A 15563-nucleotide genomic window follows, 5' to 3' on the forward strand; every position below is an offset into this window, starting at 1 on the left:
AAGATAGACGGAAAAACCAGAATAGCCAGCCATGAGAAAAGATTCCACAACGATGGCAAAAGGATGGGATGGAAACTATCGGCAGGGAAAGGCGTTTTTCAGCGCCGAGACGACCAGAACCGACTCGTTGAGGTGCAGGCTCTGGGGGTGTTCTTCCAGCGACTGCACCACAACGCGCATCGACTGAAGCATGGGGATCCCGCCCTCCGGTACGCAGACCAGTTTGGGCGTGCCGGCGGCTTCGTGAACGAGGTCCAGTGTGTCGATGGTGGCTTGCAGCACGCCAACGCAATGGCCGATACCCACAGGGTTTTTAGCGACGCCGCCACTCATGCTGCTGATGCCATCCTGGCATTCGAGCAACAGCTTGTTGCCGTCGGCCATGGCGCCAGCGCTCAAGCCCAACGCCAACGCTGTCGCGCAGAGAGTTGCTCTGGTCATGTGTGATCTATCCTCTGCCCCTACCGCAACCACAATTCCTTCACCGAATGGTCCGCAGCCTTGCGCACCACAAGGCTCGCCCGCTCGCGGGTGGGAAGGATGTTTTCCAGAAGGTTGGGGCGATTGATGTCTCGCCAGATCTTGCGAGCGGCGTCCGGGGACTTTTCCGGAGGCAGATCGGCCAGCTCCCGGAAGTAAGCACCGCGCGCACGAAACGCAGTACGTTGCAGCATCAGGAAACGTTCGACGTACCATCGCTCGATATTGCTTTCGTCGGCGTCCAGATAGATCGAAAAATCAAAGAAATCCGACACGATACTGCCAGGCTTCTGGCCGTCGTTGCCGGCAGTCTGCAGCACGTTCAAGCCTTCGAATATCAGAATGTCCGGCTGACTGATCTGCAGGAATTTATCCGGCACGATGTCGTAGCTGATGTGCGAATAGACCGGTGCACTGATATCGGCGACGCCGGCCTTGAGATCAGACAGAAACCTGACCATGCGTTTGCGGTCGTAGCTTTCCGGAAAGCCCTTGCGGTGCATGATGCCGCCCGCATCGAGCTTGGCATTGGGGTGCAGAAAACCGTCAGTGGTCACCAGATCGACCCGCGGGTGATCAGGCCAGCGAGCCATCAGCGCCTGCAACACCCGGGCGAAGGTACTCTTGCCCACGGCCACACTGCCGGCGACGGCAACAACATAGGTCTGCTTCTTCGCGGGACGGCCGAGGAAAGTGTCCTTGATGCTTGCCAGATTGCGGGCAGCGCTGACGTGCAGATTGATCAGGCGTGACAGGGGAAGATAGATATTGACGACATCTTCCAGGGAAATGTCTTCGTTTACGCCTCGTAACATCGCCAGATCTTCTTCGGACAAAGTCAGCGGCGTACTGGCGCGCAGCCCCGCCCACTCGGCACTGGTCATTACGAGATAGTCATCAGGCGCCATCTATAGCCTTCCAATCCAGGTGTCCATTTCGACAATGGTGCGAAGACTATCGTATTGACCCAAAAGCGGGGCAGATTTCTTTGATTTGCCTCGCATTATTGGCGCAATCGACGTTGATCCGAGACAGTCGGGTGCTCCGATAAGACCCGAGCGCATAGACCAATCCCGGCAGAAAAATAAATGGAACTCGGGTTTGCTGGATGGTGACAAAGAGCCACCCTACCCTGCTCTCGGAGGCGCTTATCCATGCGGCATAAATGCTCGGCCCTGCAACTGCTCACCACCCTTGCTGACGAAGCCGCCTTAAGAGTCAATCCACTGGACTTCACAGCGCTTCTTTATCTACGCGATCAGGGCTATGCCGACGTGTCGATCAGGGAAGGATGCGTGGTGGCCGAACGCACGCCTGCCGGGAAGCAATTTGCGAATGAACACGCGGATAGATACTGAGGTCTCGCGCGAAAGCGCGGGGAAGTCCTTGATGGACGTCGCAGTTGGGAAATCGGGACCAGGAGATTCAAGCGCAGCTTGCGAAGAAGAGCGAGCTTTAGAATGGAGGCAACCCCACCAGCCACACCCCGGCACACAATGTTCCCGCTGTGGCTGCTTCCTTCCGGATCTGACCAGGTTCACGGGTAATCGTTGCGGGGGGACCGATGGGGTCACCATAACGACACTCACCAGTTGGCGAGCCGCGCCATTGTACCGGTCTTGCGCCAAGTTACAACCCTGGCGTCAGATAAAAATTTGATAGCGCTCAAGCACTTGTGTAAACGCCAGAAAGCCGCTTCGCTCGGCAACTTCGAATCATCGGGCTCTGGCTTTTGCATCAGAGACCCGGCATGGTTGCGCCCATGAAAAGCTCATTGATGAAATACCAGGCGCTGTCTGCGCTGCAGCGCGAACAGGTCGAGCAAATCGAGTTGCAGCCTTGGCAGAAAGTCGTCGCAGGGGATATTCACGGCGCCCTTCATTCACTCACTGCTCGCCCACTGGCCGATATCCAGGGCTACGTGCTGTTGATAGACGACGTGCCGAGGGGATTTTTTCTGCTGAAACGTCGGGTGTTGTTGCCGCTCTGGGCGCAAGAGGCTCCAGGCACAACCGCTACGCTGCATGCGCTGATCATCGACCAGCGGTATCAACGTCGCGGACTGGGCGAAGCGTGTTTACGCCAGTTACCGGAGCAGGTTTTACAACTATGGCCGGACATCGAGCAGTTGATGCTGGCGGTGCATCCCACCAATCAGGTAGCCCGCGCGCTTTACCTGTCGCTGGGTTGGCGGGAAGACGGCAATGCTACCCGCACCGCAGACGGTTACGAGACGCGCATGACACGCCGCTTACGCTGAGCCGCCAGAGGTCGCTGTTCAACTCATTCCAACCCGAAGGGGTCTGATCTTGTGTCCCCCTCCCGCCGCACCGTTCTGATAATGATGATCCAGAGCTTCGGCGTCACTGGCGCGGTCATCGCCAAACAGGTTACCGAAGCCGTCCTGCCAGTACGTGTTGGCAATCAGACGATCTCAATAGTAATGCCCTACTTCATGACGGAAATGTCCGAGCAGCGCGCGATAGCTCGTGCATCTGCACGCGCACCTTCTCACGGATGGAATCGTCCGCATCCTCTACGTTGAGGATGATCAAGCCGTTGGCATGACCAGTAGTGGGCAGATTGCCTTGCAGATCGCCGCGAGGAATTCGAATACCACGTTCCTCATCGACGGCCTTGGGGATGACGTGAAGTCCAACGTGATCAGCTGTGCGGTCAGGCGACGCTTGGCCATTTCTGTCTTGAGCCGGCGTTCAGGGTTTTCCGGAACGCAGAGAGCAGGAATGGTCCGGTTCAGGCTACAGGCAGTGCAGAACTCTCCCGCATTATGCTCAGGAAAAATGTTGCTCGAAGAACTGGAACATGGTGGTCTTCTGAATGCTATGCAAACACTAGAGCGTCGGGGATTGAACGGGTTCCGGACATTCTGACGAGACACACCCTGTCGACATCGAACAGCCTCCGCGATGCTGGTGGAAATGTCGGAAGCAGCGACGGCAGCGAATGCGGCGGCTCAGTCACCCATGCCTGACCTGACACCCGCCTTCGCCAGCATGCCCCCCCTTTAAAGTTGCCCATAGATCACAAACCGTCAGGGTGCCGTGTCAGTCCACGGGCACGTCATGCTTCTTCAGGAATGTCACGAACGCCTCTTCATCCAGCACCTTCAGACCCAGCTCATTGGCCTTGGTCAGTTTTGACCCTGCACCCGGCCCGGCGACGACGGTGTGGGTCTTGGCCGAGACAGAGCCTGAAACCTTGGCGCCAAGGCTTTCGAGTTTGTCCTTGGCGACGTCGCGACTCATCAGCTCCAGCGAGCCGGTCAGCACCCAGGTCTGTCCCGTCAGCGGCAGGCCTTCGACGACCTTTTTATCGCTCTCCCAATGCATGCCGAAGTCTTTGAGCTGTTGCTCAATGGCGACAGCACGCCTGGCGTTTTCTTCGACGTCAAAAAACGTTCTGAGAGACTGGGCCTGCTTTTCCGGCAAGGCCTGGCGCATGTCCAGCCAGTCGGCCTTGACCACCCCTTGCAGCGTGGTGAACTTATCCGCCAGCTTCTGCGCCGCCCCTGGCCCCACCGACGGGATGTTGAGCTTGTCGAGCATGCCACCCAATGTCGCGCTGGCGGCAAACTCGGCGCCCAACTCTCCAACGTCCTGCAAGGCCATCTGGCATTCACCGAGCAGTGCGCCGATGACGTTCTGGTTGTGATCGTCCTCGAAGAAACTGTGAATCTCGTGGGCCACTTCAAGCCCGATGTCTGGCAGGTAGGTCAACACTTCCGGCAGCGCGACCTTGACCTTCTCCAGCGACCCTAGCGAACGCGCCAGGACCTTGGCCGTTTCCTCGCCCACATCGGGAATGCCCAAGGCATAGATGAAGCGTGCCAAGGTCGGCTGTTTACTGTCGTCGATGGCCTTGAGCAGCTTTTTGCTGGATATCTCGGCGAAGCCCTCCAGCTCGATGATGTCGTCATATTCCAGCTTGTAGAGATCGGCCGGCGAGCCGATGAGTTTTTCATCGACCAGTTGCTCGATGGTCTTGTCGCCCAGCCCTTCGATATCCATCGCCCGGCGGGACACGTAATGGATGATCGCCTGCTTGAGTTGCGCACCGCAGGCCAACCGTCCGACACAGCGATACACGGCGCCTTCGCTGACAGTCTCCTTGCCCTTGCTGCGTTTGATCAGTTGCGTGCGTTCCACCTGCGAGCCACACACCGGGCACGTTTGCGGAATCTCAACCTGACGCGCGCTCTTGGGACGACGTTCCAGCACTACCTGCACAACCTGCGGAATCACATCCCCTGCGCGGCGGATGATCACGGTGTCACCGATCATCAGGCCCAGACGCGCGACCTCATCCATGTTATGCAGCGTAGCGTTGGCCACGGTAACGCCCGCCACCTTGACCGGCTTCAGGCGCGCGACCGGGGTCACCGCACCGGTGCGTCCGACCTGAAACTCCACATCCAGCAACTCGGTCAGTTCTTCCATTGCCGGAAATTTGTGAGCGATGGCCCAGCGCGGTTCGCGGGCACGGAACCCCAGCTCACGTTGCGAAGCAATGCTGTTGACCTTGAACACCACCCCATCGATTTCATAGGGCAAGGACAGGCGGCGCTCGCCAATGTCGTGGTAATACTCGATGCAGTCTTCGATGCCACGCGCGACCTTCAACTCGCGGCTGACCGGCATGCCCCACGCTTTCAACTGCTGCAAATTGCCGATATGTGTATCGGATATATCGTGGGACACCTGTCCGATGCCGTAGCAGCAGAACTCCAGAGGACGATTGGCCGTGATCTTCGAATCCAACTGACGCAGGCTGCCGGCGGCGGCGTTACGCGGATTGGCGAAGGTCTTGCCGCCGATTTCGAGCTGACTGGCGTTGAGCCGTTCGAAACCGGCCTTGGACATGAAGACTTCGCCGCGCACTTCCAGAGCCTGCGGCCAGCCTTTGCCGTGCAGTTTGAGGGGGATATTTCGTACGGTACGCACGTTGACACTGATGTCTTCACCGGTGGTGCCATCGCCGCGCGTAGCGCCACGGACCAGCGCACCGTCCTGGTAAAGCAGGCTTACGGCCAGACCATCGAGCTTGGGCTCACAGCTGTATTCGACTTTGGCGCCGTCGCCGAGCGAGTCACCCACCGGCAAATCCAGGCCTTCGCTCACACGACGATCGAACTCGCGCATGTCGATTTCTTCGAAAGCGTTGCCCAGGCTGAGCATCGGGATTTCATGGCGCACCTGAGTGAACGCCGACAGCGCCGCGCTGCCGACCCGCTGCGTCGGGGAATCCGGGGTTACCAGATGTGGGTTCTGCGCCTCAAGCGCCTTGAGCTCGTGGAACAGGCGGTCGTACTCCACGTCCGGAATGCTCGGTTCATCGAGGACGTGGTAGCGGTAGTTATGCAGATCCAGCTCTGATCGCAGTTCCAGGATTCGTTGTTCGGCGACGTTCATAGTTAGGTTCTCGAAAAGCAAAAGAGCAGCCGAAGCTGCTCAATTCATGGTGCGATCCGGCGCACGGGCACCGGATATCAATCAACGACGCTGAGTCAGCGCGCGGCGTTCGAATTCAACGATGCGCTGGCGATAGTGCTCAATGGTCTGCGCGGTCATGACACTGCGCTGATCATCCTTGAGTTCACCGTTGAGCTCATGAGCCAGCTTTCGTGCAGCGGCCACCATTACGTCGAAAGCCTGCTTGGGGTGACGCGGGCCCGGCAGACCGAGGAAGAAGCTCACGGCGCGGGTGCTGAAGTGATCGATGTCATCCAGATCGAACACGCCCGGCTTGACCGCGTTAGCCATGGAAAACAGTACTTCACCGTTACCGGCCATGCTTTCGTGGCGATGGAAAATATCCATTTCGCCAAACCGCAAACCACTTTCCAGAATATTCTGCAACAACGCGGGGCCCTTGAAGCCGCCCTCATCCCGGGAAATGACGCTGATCACCAGCACTTCTTCAACCGGTGGCAGGTCCTTGTCCTCGGTGATTCGCTGAGGCGCCTTTTCGTCCGGGAAGTCGTCATCACGAGCGCTGGAAAGGCTCGAACCTTCCGCGTCCAGACTCAGATCGCCCTGTTGAGGCTGATCCTTGCGTTTATTGCGTTTACCTTCGCGCTCTTGCCGCTCTGGACGGTCGCGTGCGGCACTCATGGTCGGCAGGTCGCGCTCGTCGAGCTGAGGTTCCTTATGGGTGTCAAGGACGCGCGCAGGGCCCAGAACCTCGGCAGACGACGGTTCTTCGTCGTCTGGAAGATTGGAGAAGCTGCGGTCCAGCCTGAATTTGAGCTTGCCTTTGCCACCGCGCATACGGCGCCAGCCGTCAAAAAGAATACCGGCAATGACAATAATGCCGATGACGATCAGCCACTCTCGCAGACCGATTTCCATGTAATCCCGTGCCTCTAATGAAAATTCTGAAAATTAAGGGCCTAAACCCCTTTAAAACGTGGAGCCAACTCTATGTTCTGACTGGCGTTTTACCCACGCAGATGAAAAGTGGACATTAAGCTAGCACGACCAAAGGTAACTTTACACCGTCCGATACATCTGCCGTGCCGCAGGCACCTGCAAATGAGCGCGGCTGCCGCTCTCGTGTTCCACTGTTAAAGCACCCCAGCGCGCTTGATCTTTGAACGCGTGGCGGCCCGTTATGCATCCACCAGCGCCATTGCCTCCTCCACATCCACTGCCACAAGGCGAGAGCACCCCGGCTCATGCATGGTGACGCCCATCAACTGATCGGCCATTTCCATGGCGATCTTGTTATGGGTGATGTAGATGAACTGCACCGTTTGCGACATCTCCTTGACCAGCCGGGCATAGCGGCCCACGTTAGCGTCGTCCAATGGCGCATCGACTTCGTCGAGCATGCAGAACGGCGCCGGATTAAGTTTGAAAATGGCAAAAACCAGGGCCAGTGCAGTCAACGCTTTTTCGCCGCCGGACAGCAAATGGATCGTGCTGTTCTTCTTTCCGGGCGGACGCGCCATGATCGTCACCCCTGTATCGAGTAAATCTTCGCCCGTCAGTTCCAAGTAAGCACTGCCGCCACCAAAAACTTTTGGAAAAAGTGCCTGAATTCCGCTGTTTATCTGATCAAAGGTCTCTTTGAAGCGATTGCGTGTTTCCTTGTCGATCTTGCGAATGACGTTTTCCAGCGTATCCAGCGCCTCGACAAGGTCGGCATCCTGAGCATCCAGATAGCGCTTGCGCTCGGATTGCTGCTGATACTCGTCAATGGCGGCGAGGTTGATCGCGCCTAGACGCTGGATACGGGCATCGATGCGACCCAACTCCTCTTCGGCGTCTTTCTCGTTCGCCTCAGGCGTCAACGTCGCAAGCACACCATTCAAATCGTAGCCGTCTTCGTGCAACTGCTCCTGCAAGGTCTTGCGGCGCACGGTCAGCGATTGCCACTCCAACCGCTGCTGCTCCAGTTGGCCGCGTAACAGTTGTGACTGTTGCTCGGCCTGGGTCCGGCGCTTTTCGGCTTCGCGCAATTCGCGGTCGGCATCTTCCAACGCGTTTTTTGCGGTGCGCATTTCGTCATCCACGACCATGCGTTTTTCCAGCAGCGCTTCGAGCTTCAGACGCAGTTCCTCCAGTGGCGCTGTACCCTCCTCCAGGCCCAGGCTCAACTGTTCGCGCTTTTCAGTGAGACGTTCGGACTGCATTTGCAGCCGCTCCAACGCCTGGCGCGTCGAATCATGCTGCGCGCGCAGCGAGCTCAGGCGTACGGCCAACTGGTTGCCATGATCCTTGTGCTGACGGGCTTCCTGACGTACGTGGTCCAGTCGCTCACGCAAGCTGTCGCGTTGAGCCAGCAATAATTCGCGCTGTTCAGTGTCCAGCGCCATACTGTCGAGGGCATCCTGCAACTGGAGGCGCGACTCGCCGAGGCTTTCCTGCTCCAGGGCACGTTGCTCGACCAGTTCGACCAACTCTTCATCCAGGCGCGTGCGGCGCAATGCCAACTGCTCGACCTTGGCCTTGGCCGCTGACAACCGCGCCTTGAGTTCGCTTTGCTGACGCGCTTCATCCTGAAGGCGGCGACGCAGTTGTTCACGGCTGTCTTCCTGTAAGCGCTGCTGCTCGCGCTGGGCCAGCAACTGGTCTTCCACAGCTGCCAGGGTGGCCTCACGCTCTTCGCGTTCTGTTTCCAGACGCTGCAACTCCTGACCACGGGCCAGCACCCCGCTTTCGGCTTCGCTGGCACGGCGTACGCGCAGGAAATCACGCCCCACCCAATAGCCATCGCGACTGATCAGGCTTTGCCCTGCGCCCAGTCCCGCCCTGAGTGAAAGCGCATCGTCGAGGGTTTCCACCGGTTTGACCTGCCCCAGCCAATGGGCGAGATCGACGGTGGATTCGACTTTATCCAGCAAACTGCCGGGTATCCGCGTGACATCTGCGACCGGGCTGACCAGTCGCAGGTCCCCCTGACTGAAGCCGGCCAGATCCAGACCCGCGAAGTCGTCGACCAGTACCGCATGCAGATCGGCGCCCAGCACGGTTTCCACCGCCAGCTCCCAGCCCGACTCAACGCGCAAGCCTTCAGCCAGACGCGGCCGCTCGCTCAATTGCTGCGCATCCAACCACTCGGCAGTGCCGGTGCCCGGATCCAGCGCGGCCTGCTGCAGCGCTTCCAGCGAGGCGATCCGACCGTTGAGCCGCTGCAGATCGCCTTGAGCCTGCTGCTGGGATTGCGCGGCGTGTTGCAGCTCGATGCGCAGATGTTCCAGGCGCTCGATGAGCCGTTCTTCTTCGGTGGTCAGCTCCTCAACAGTCATTTCCCGGCCGGCGAGGTCTTCGTTCAGGTCCAGGATCGCAGCATCCTCGGGATCGGCCGCCAACAGCTGACGCTCTTCACCGAGGCGACGCTGACGCTCGGCCAGCCGTTCCATGCTGGTTTCCAGCTGTTGGATCCGTGACTGCTGAACTTCAGCCTGGCGACGGGGTTCGGCCGACGACAGGTTGAAGGCGTCCCACTTCTCCTGCCAGCCGTGCATACCGGCCTCGGCCTCTTCCAGTGCTGCGGCGGACTCTTCAGCTGCGGCCAGGGTCATATCCTGCTCGGGTTCGAGCATTGCCAGCTCTTCGCCAAGGGTCGCGAGCAAGGTACGGTCGTGGCCCAGATGTGACTCGGTTTCCTGCCGGGCGCGTTCGGCCTCGCGCAGATCGTCCTGCAATTGACGCAATCGTTGCTGGCCGTGCTGGATGCTCTGCTCGTTGCGGGCAATGTCGCCGCCCACCGAATAGAAGCGACCTTGCACCAGATTGAACCGCTCCGAGAGGTCGTGGTGCCCGTCGCGCAGACGTTCGATGGCCGCGTCGGCGCTGCGCTGATCGGCTACCAAGGCTTCGAAGCTGACTTCCTGAGTACCAATGACCGCCTCGCGCTGAGCAACCTGATCATTCAATGCCTGCCAGCGCAGGGCCGACAGTTGCGCCTTGAGCTGACGCTCTTGGGCCTTGTATTCCTGATACTTCTCGGCGGCCTGAGCCTGCCGGTGCAGGCGCTCCAGCTGGCGTTCGAGTTCATCGCGCAGGTCAGTCAGGCGCGCAAGATTTTCATGGGTGCGGCGAATGCGGTTCTCGGTTTCGCGGCGGCGCTCCTTGTATTTGGAGATGCCCGCCGCTTCCTCGATGAAATTGCGCAGGTCCTCGGGCTTGGCTTCGATCAGCTTGGAGATCATGCCCTGCTCGATGATCGAGTAACTGCGTGGCCCCAAGCCGGTGCCGAGGAAAATATCGGTGATGTCGCGACGACGGCATTTGGTGCCGTTCAGGTAGTAGCTGTTCTGGCTGTCGCGGGTGACTTTGCGGCGAATGGAAATTTCCGCATAGCTGGCGTATTCGCCGACCAGGGTACTGTCGGAGTTATCGAAGACCAGTTCGATACTTGCCTGACTCACCGGTTTGCGGGTGGTAGAGCCGTTGAAGATGACGTCGGTCATCGACTCGCCACGCAGATTCTTTGCCGAGCTTTCGCCCATGACCCAGCGCACCGCGTCGATGATGTTGGATTTGCCGCATCCGTTGGGGCCGACAACGGCCGCCATGTTGCCGGGAAAGTTCACCGTCGTCGGGTCGACGAACGACTTGAACCCGGCCAGCCTGATGCATTTGAGGCGCATGGATCAGTTGGCCGCCAATGCAGAAAGGATCGTCTGGCAGCTGCGCTCGGCGTAGCGGGTCAGTACGCTGCGGATGCGCACCAGATCTCGGGCGACCACGGCTTCGAGCAGTTGGCCGAAGAGGGTCAGGTACTCGCTCATCTGCGCCTGGCGCTGCTCCAGCGCCAGATAGTAGAAGCGGCTCATGGACGGTTGCAGGTTCTCGACGGTTTCTTCCAGATAAGGGTTGTTGGCGAACGGATAAGCGGCACGCATCACATTGAAGCTGTCTTCAACGAAGCTTTTCACATCGTTGCGCTCGCAACTGGCAATCAGCCGCTGCTGGATTTGCAGGAACGGCGCCAGGTCCAGCGTTTCCTGCCAGCTTTTGGCCACGGCCAGGCCCAGCAGGATATACAGCTCGCTCATCAACGCGCAGAGGCTCTGGATATTGTGCGCAGTGAGGACAGTCACCTGCGCCCCACGGCGCGGCAGGATAGCGATCAAGTGGCGGCGTTCGAGGATCAACAGCGCTTCACGAACCGATCCGCGGCTGACATTGAGCGACGCAGTGACTTTCTGCTCCTGAATCCGCTCCCCTGGCTTGAGCTCGCCGCGAATGATCCGCTCGGCGAGGTGATGAGCGATCTGCTCAGCGAGGCTGTCCGGTGCCTTGAACGTCATTTCTCTACTTTCAACCAATAACTGCCTACAAGCGGCGGAGTGTATCGCACTGGACACCCGTGGCGCAGGGCCATGTCACGCAAACTGGCACGAAATAAGCAAAAGCTTAAGCAATACATCACGTTTTTATTGCAACGTTCTGCCGTCAAAAATCGGCAAACCCGGCAAAACTCAATTTCTTGACTTACAGGTCAGATTTTCGTTGACCCAATAGTTAGAACTGATAGATTCATCGACAGGTTCGATGACCCCTTCCAGTAAAAGAAAAGCGAGGCACAACCGGTGATCCAGTTTTTACTGAACCAAGCGCTGAAAACCGAGCATGCCCTGGACCCCAACATGACGGTGCTCAATTATTTGCGCGAGCATTTGCACAAAACCGGGACCAAGGAAGGCTGCGCCAGCGGCGACTGCGGGGCCTGCACGGTGGTGATCGGCGAATTGAGTACAGACGACCATGGTCAGGATCATCTGAACTACCGCAGCCTCAATGCCTGCCTGACCTTCGTCGCCTCCCTTCATGGCAAGCAATTGATCAGCGTCGAAGATCTCAAGCACCAGGGTCAGTTGCACAGCGTGCAGAGGGCCATGGTCGATTGTCACGGCTCGCAATGCGGCTTTTGCACCCCGGGTTTTGTGATGTCGCTGTTTGCATTGCAGAAGAACAGCGACGAAGCCGACTCTGCGAAGGAAAAACACGCTCAGGCCCATGAAGCGCTCGCGGGCAATCTGTGCCGCTGCACCGGCTACCGCCCGATCTTCGCCGCCGCTGAGCAGGCGTGTGGTCAACGCCAGCCCGATCAGTTCGATGAACATAAAGCACAGACCATCACCCGCCTCAGAGCCATCAAACCCGTGCAAACCGCCGAGCTGAGTGGCGGCGACAGGCGCTGCCTGGTGCCGCTGACCGTGGCTGATCTCGCAGACCTGTATGACGCCTACCCGCAAGCCCGCCTGTTGGCAGGCGGTACCGATCTGGCGCTGGAGGTCACGCAGTTGCATCGCACCCTGCCGGTGATGATCTACGTCGGCAACGTCGCCGACATGAAGAAAATCGAGCACTACGACGACCGGATCGAAATCGGTGCGGCGACGGCGCTGACCGACTGCTATGAAGCACTGAGCAACGAATATCCGGATTTCGGCCAATTGCTGCACCGTTTTGCGTCATTGCAGATCCGCAATCAAGGCACGCTGGGCGGCAACATCGCAAACGCCTCGCCAATTGGCGATTCGCCTCCCCTGCTCATTGCGCTGGGCGCGAAGATCGTCCTGCGCAAAGGCACGCAAAGCCGCACGCTGGCGCTGGAGGATTACTTCATCGATTACCGCGTCACGGCACGTCAGGAAAGCGAGTTCATCGAGAAGATCATCGTGCCCAAGGCCGACGCCAGCCAGGCATTCCGCGCTTACAAGGTTTCCAAGCGGCTTGACGACGATATCTCGGCGGTCTGCGCCGCCTTTCGGGTGCAAGTGGACAATGGCGTGGTCATTGAAGCGCGTATGGCGTTCGGCGGCATGGCTGCGATCCCTAAACGCGCGGCCCATTGCGAGCAAGTCCTGATCGGACAGCCCTGGACGCAGGCCACGGTCGAGCGCGCCTGCGCTGCGCTGGAGCAAGACTTCACCCCGCTTTCGGACTTTCGCGCCAGCAAGGAATACCGCCTGCTCAGCGCGCAGAATCTGTTGCGCAAATATTTCATCGAGCTGCAAACGCCACACATCGAGACCCGGGTGACCGCTTATGTCTAACCATCAGCCAATCAAAACCCAGGAAGAACTGGTCGCACTGTTTCAGCAGGATCTCACCACCGGCGTCGGGCGCAGCGTCAAGCACGACAGTGCCGACAAGCACGTGTCCGGCGAGGCAATCTACATCGACGACCGACTGGAATTTCCCAATCAGCTTCATGTGTATGCGCGCATGTCCGATCGGGCCCATGCCCGGATCGTTAAGGTCGATGTGTCACCCTGTTATGGCTTCGAAGGCGTGCGCATTGCCATTACCCATGAAGACATTCCGGGCTTGAAGGACATCGGCCCGCTGTTGCCGGGCGATCCGCTGCTGGCTATCGACATCGTGGAGTTTGTCGGTCAACCGGTGATTGCCGTCGCCGCCCGGGATCTGGACACCGCACGCAAGGCTGCGATGGCCGCGATCATCGAATACGAAGACCTGGAGCCGGTATTGGACGTGGTCCAGGCCTACCGCAACAAGCATTTCGTGCTCGACAGCCACACGCACAAACGCGGCGATTCAGCCACTGCGCTGGATGCAGCACCGAATCGCATTCAGGGCACGCTGCACATCGGCGGGCAGGAACACTTCTATCTGGAGACACAGATTTCCTCAGTGATGCCCACTGAAGACGGCGGAATGATCGTGTATTGCTCGACCCAGAACCCGACCGAAGTGCAGAAGCTGGTAGCCGAAGTGCTCGATGTATCGATGAACAAAATCGTGGTCGACATGCGCCGCATGGGCGGTGGCTTTGGCGGCAAGGAAACCCAGGCGGCCAGCCCGGCGTGCCTGTGCGCAGTGATCGCGCGCCTAACCGGCCAGCCGACCAAGATGCGCCTGCCGCGGGTCGAGGACATGCTCATGACCGGCAAGCGCCACCCCTTCTATGTCGAGTACGACGCAGGCTTCGACAATGACGGTCGCCTGCACGGGATTCAGCTGGAGCTGGCCGGCAACTGCGGCTACTCGCCGGACCTTTCGGCATCGATAGTCGACCGCGCGATGTTTCATGCCGATAATTCGTATTACCTGGGCGACGCGACGATCAACGGTCACCGCTGCAAGACCAACACGGCGTCGAATACCGCCTATCGTGGCTTTGGCGGCCCACAGGGCATGGTTGCCATCGAGGAGGTGATGGACGCCATTGCCCGGCACCTGGGCAAGGATCCGCTTGCGGTACGCAAGGCCAACTATTACGGCAAGACCGAGCGCAACGTCACGCATTATCACCAGCAAGTCGAGCACAACCTGCTCGAGGAAATGACCGCCGAACTGGAAGAAAGCAGCCAGTACGCCGAGCGGCGCAAAGCCATCGAAGCCTACAACGCCAGCAGCCCGATCCTGAAGAAAGGCCTGGCGTTGACGCCGGTAAAATTCGGTATTTCCTTCACTGCCAGCTTCCTCAACCAGGCCGGTGCGCTGATTCATATCTACACCGACGGCAGCATTCACCTGAACCACGGCGGCACCGAGATGGGTCAGGGCCTGAACATCAAGGTCGCACAGGTGGTGGCCGAGGTGTTTCAGGTGGCCATCGACCGCGTGCAGATCACCGCGACCAATACCGATAAAGTCCCGAACACTTCGCCCACCGCCGCCTCCAGCGGCGCGGACCTGAACGGCAAGGCGGCGCAGAACGCGGCCGAAACCATCAAGCAGCGGCTGATCGAGTTTGCAGCCCGGCATTACAAGTGTGAGGCGTCGCACGTCGAGTTCCGCAATGGCCATGTGCGTGTCGGTGAGCAGGTCATCACCTTCGACACGCTTGCGCAGCAGGCGTGGATGGGCCAGGTGTCGCTGTCCAGCACCGGCTATTACAAGACGCCGAAGATCTTCTACGACCGCAGCCTGGCAAGGGGAAGGCCGTTCTACTACTTCGCCTTCGGCGCGGCGTGCACCGAAGTGATCGTCGATACCCTGACCGGCGAATACAAGATGCTGCGCACTGACATCCTGCACGACGTCGGCGCTTCGTTGAACCCGGCTATCGACATCGGTCAGGTGGAGGGTGGCTACATTCAGGGCGTGGGCTGGCTGACCACCGAAGAGCTGGTGTGGAACGCCAAGGGCAAGCTGATGACCAACAGCCCGGCCGGGTACAAGATCCCGGCCGTGGCGGACATGCCGACCGATCTGCGGGTCAGGCTGGTGGAGAATCGCAAGAACCCGGAAGACACGGTGTTCCATTCCAAGGCGGTGGGTGAGCCGCCATTCATGCTGGGCATCGCAGCGTGGTGTGCGATCAAGGACGCGGTGGCGAGTCTGGGCGATTACCGGCATCAACCGAAGATCGACGCACCCGCCACGCCGGAGCGAGTGCTGTGGGGCTGCGAGCAGATGCGCCAGTTGAAGATGGCGAGCGCGCAGGCCGTTAGTGTTGCCCATGAATTGTCCGTTGCCCCGGTCTTGCAGGCGTGAGCGGTCAACTCTGTGGGCGTAAATTGGTTCGCGATGATCGATCAAAGCGCGTAAGTACGTCGGATGTGCCGGCCCATCGTGAACGAATTCGTTTCCACAGCGATGGGTGCAAGACCGAAAGACTGGGGTAAATCCTTTTGG

At 59.1% G+C, this 15563-nt stretch carries 10 protein-coding genes, 1 other RNA gene and 1 pseudogene; 4 read left to right on the forward strand and 8 right to left on the reverse strand.

Annotated elements, in window-relative coordinates:
• Window positions 1-75: 75 nt before the first annotated feature.
• Together EC915_RS11115 and coaA are read right to left on the reverse strand one after the other, a co-directional pair.
• Window positions 76-441, reverse strand: coding sequence for a Rap1a/Tai family immunity protein (locus EC915_RS11115; RefSeq protein ID WP_133750568.1), 366 nt, complete (start codon window positions 439-441; stop codon window positions 76-78).
• A 20-nt stretch (window positions 442-461) separates the two neighbouring features.
• Window positions 462-1388 (reverse strand): type I pantothenate kinase, encoded by a 927-nt coding sequence (gene coaA, locus EC915_RS11120; protein WP_133750569.1) that lies wholly within the window; start codon window positions 1386-1388, stop codon window positions 462-464.
• 246 nt (window positions 1389-1634) lie between these two features.
• Between coaA and EC915_RS11125 the strand changes: the two genes are divergently transcribed.
• The gene (locus EC915_RS11125) at window positions 1635-1838 is read left to right on the forward strand and encodes a hypothetical protein (RefSeq protein WP_133750570.1); all 204 of its coding nucleotides are present in this window, start codon (window positions 1635-1637) and stop codon (window positions 1836-1838) included.
• A 112-nt stretch (window positions 1839-1950) separates the two neighbouring features.
• Here the strand turns inward: EC915_RS11125 and ffs are convergent.
• Window positions 1951-2047: signal recognition particle sRNA small type (gene ffs / locus EC915_RS11130), an RNA gene on the reverse strand.
• A gap of 195 nt (window positions 2048-2242) precedes the next feature.
• Between ffs and EC915_RS11135 the strand changes: the two genes are divergently transcribed.
• Window positions 2243-2740 carry an N-acetyltransferase gene (locus tag EC915_RS11135; RefSeq protein WP_133750571.1) on the forward strand — a complete coding sequence of 166 codons (498 nt, stop codon included), beginning with the start codon at window positions 2243-2245 and terminating at the stop codon, window positions 2738-2740.
• Window positions 2741-2806: 66 nt separating this feature from the next.
• On the opposite strand, the pseudogene EC915_RS24985 reads toward EC915_RS11135, so the two are convergent.
• The 5 genes and pseudogenes from EC915_RS24985 to EC915_RS11160 form a co-directional block, all read right to left on the reverse strand.
• A pseudogene (locus EC915_RS24985) lies at window positions 2807-3283 on the reverse strand (putative zinc-binding metallopeptidase); the annotation flags it as partial.
• 262 nt (window positions 3284-3545) lie between these two features.
• Entirely contained in the window at window positions 3546-5909 is a 2364-nt protein-coding gene (gene ligA / locus EC915_RS11145) for an NAD-dependent DNA ligase LigA (RefSeq protein ID WP_133750572.1), read from the reverse strand.
• Window positions 5910-5990: 81 nt separating this feature from the next.
• Complete coding sequence (gene zipA / locus EC915_RS11150) at window positions 5991-6848, reverse strand: cell division protein ZipA (RefSeq protein ID WP_133750573.1); 858 nt, start codon at window positions 6846-6848, stop codon at window positions 5991-5993.
• 260 nt (window positions 6849-7108) lie between these two features.
• Window positions 7109-10597, reverse strand: a complete 3489-nt coding sequence (smc, locus tag EC915_RS11155; RefSeq protein WP_133750574.1) for a chromosome segregation protein SMC — start codon at window positions 10595-10597, stop codon at window positions 7109-7111.
• Window positions 10598-10600: 3 nt separating this feature from the next.
• Window positions 10601-11260, reverse strand: a complete 660-nt coding sequence (locus tag EC915_RS11160) for a GntR family transcriptional regulator (protein WP_133750575.1) — start codon at window positions 11258-11260, stop codon at window positions 10601-10603.
• 282 nt (window positions 11261-11542) lie between these two features.
• Between EC915_RS11160 and xdhA the strand changes: the two genes are divergently transcribed.
• A complete protein-coding gene (gene xdhA, locus EC915_RS11165; protein WP_133750576.1) occupies window positions 11543-13012 on the forward strand; it encodes a xanthine dehydrogenase small subunit in 1470 nt (489 codons plus the stop codon).
• On the forward strand, window positions 13005-15422 hold the full coding sequence (xdhB, locus tag EC915_RS11170; protein ID WP_133750577.1) for a xanthine dehydrogenase molybdopterin binding subunit: 2418 nt from the start codon (window positions 13005-13007) through the stop codon (window positions 15420-15422). The genes xdhA and xdhB overlap by 8 nt, the downstream gene beginning before the upstream one ends.
• Window positions 15423-15563: the final 141 nt, after the last annotated feature.

Source organism: Pseudomonas sp. LP_7_YM (genome assembly GCF_004364435.1).
Taxonomy (GTDB): domain Bacteria; phylum Pseudomonadota; class Gammaproteobacteria; order Pseudomonadales; family Pseudomonadaceae; genus Aquipseudomonas.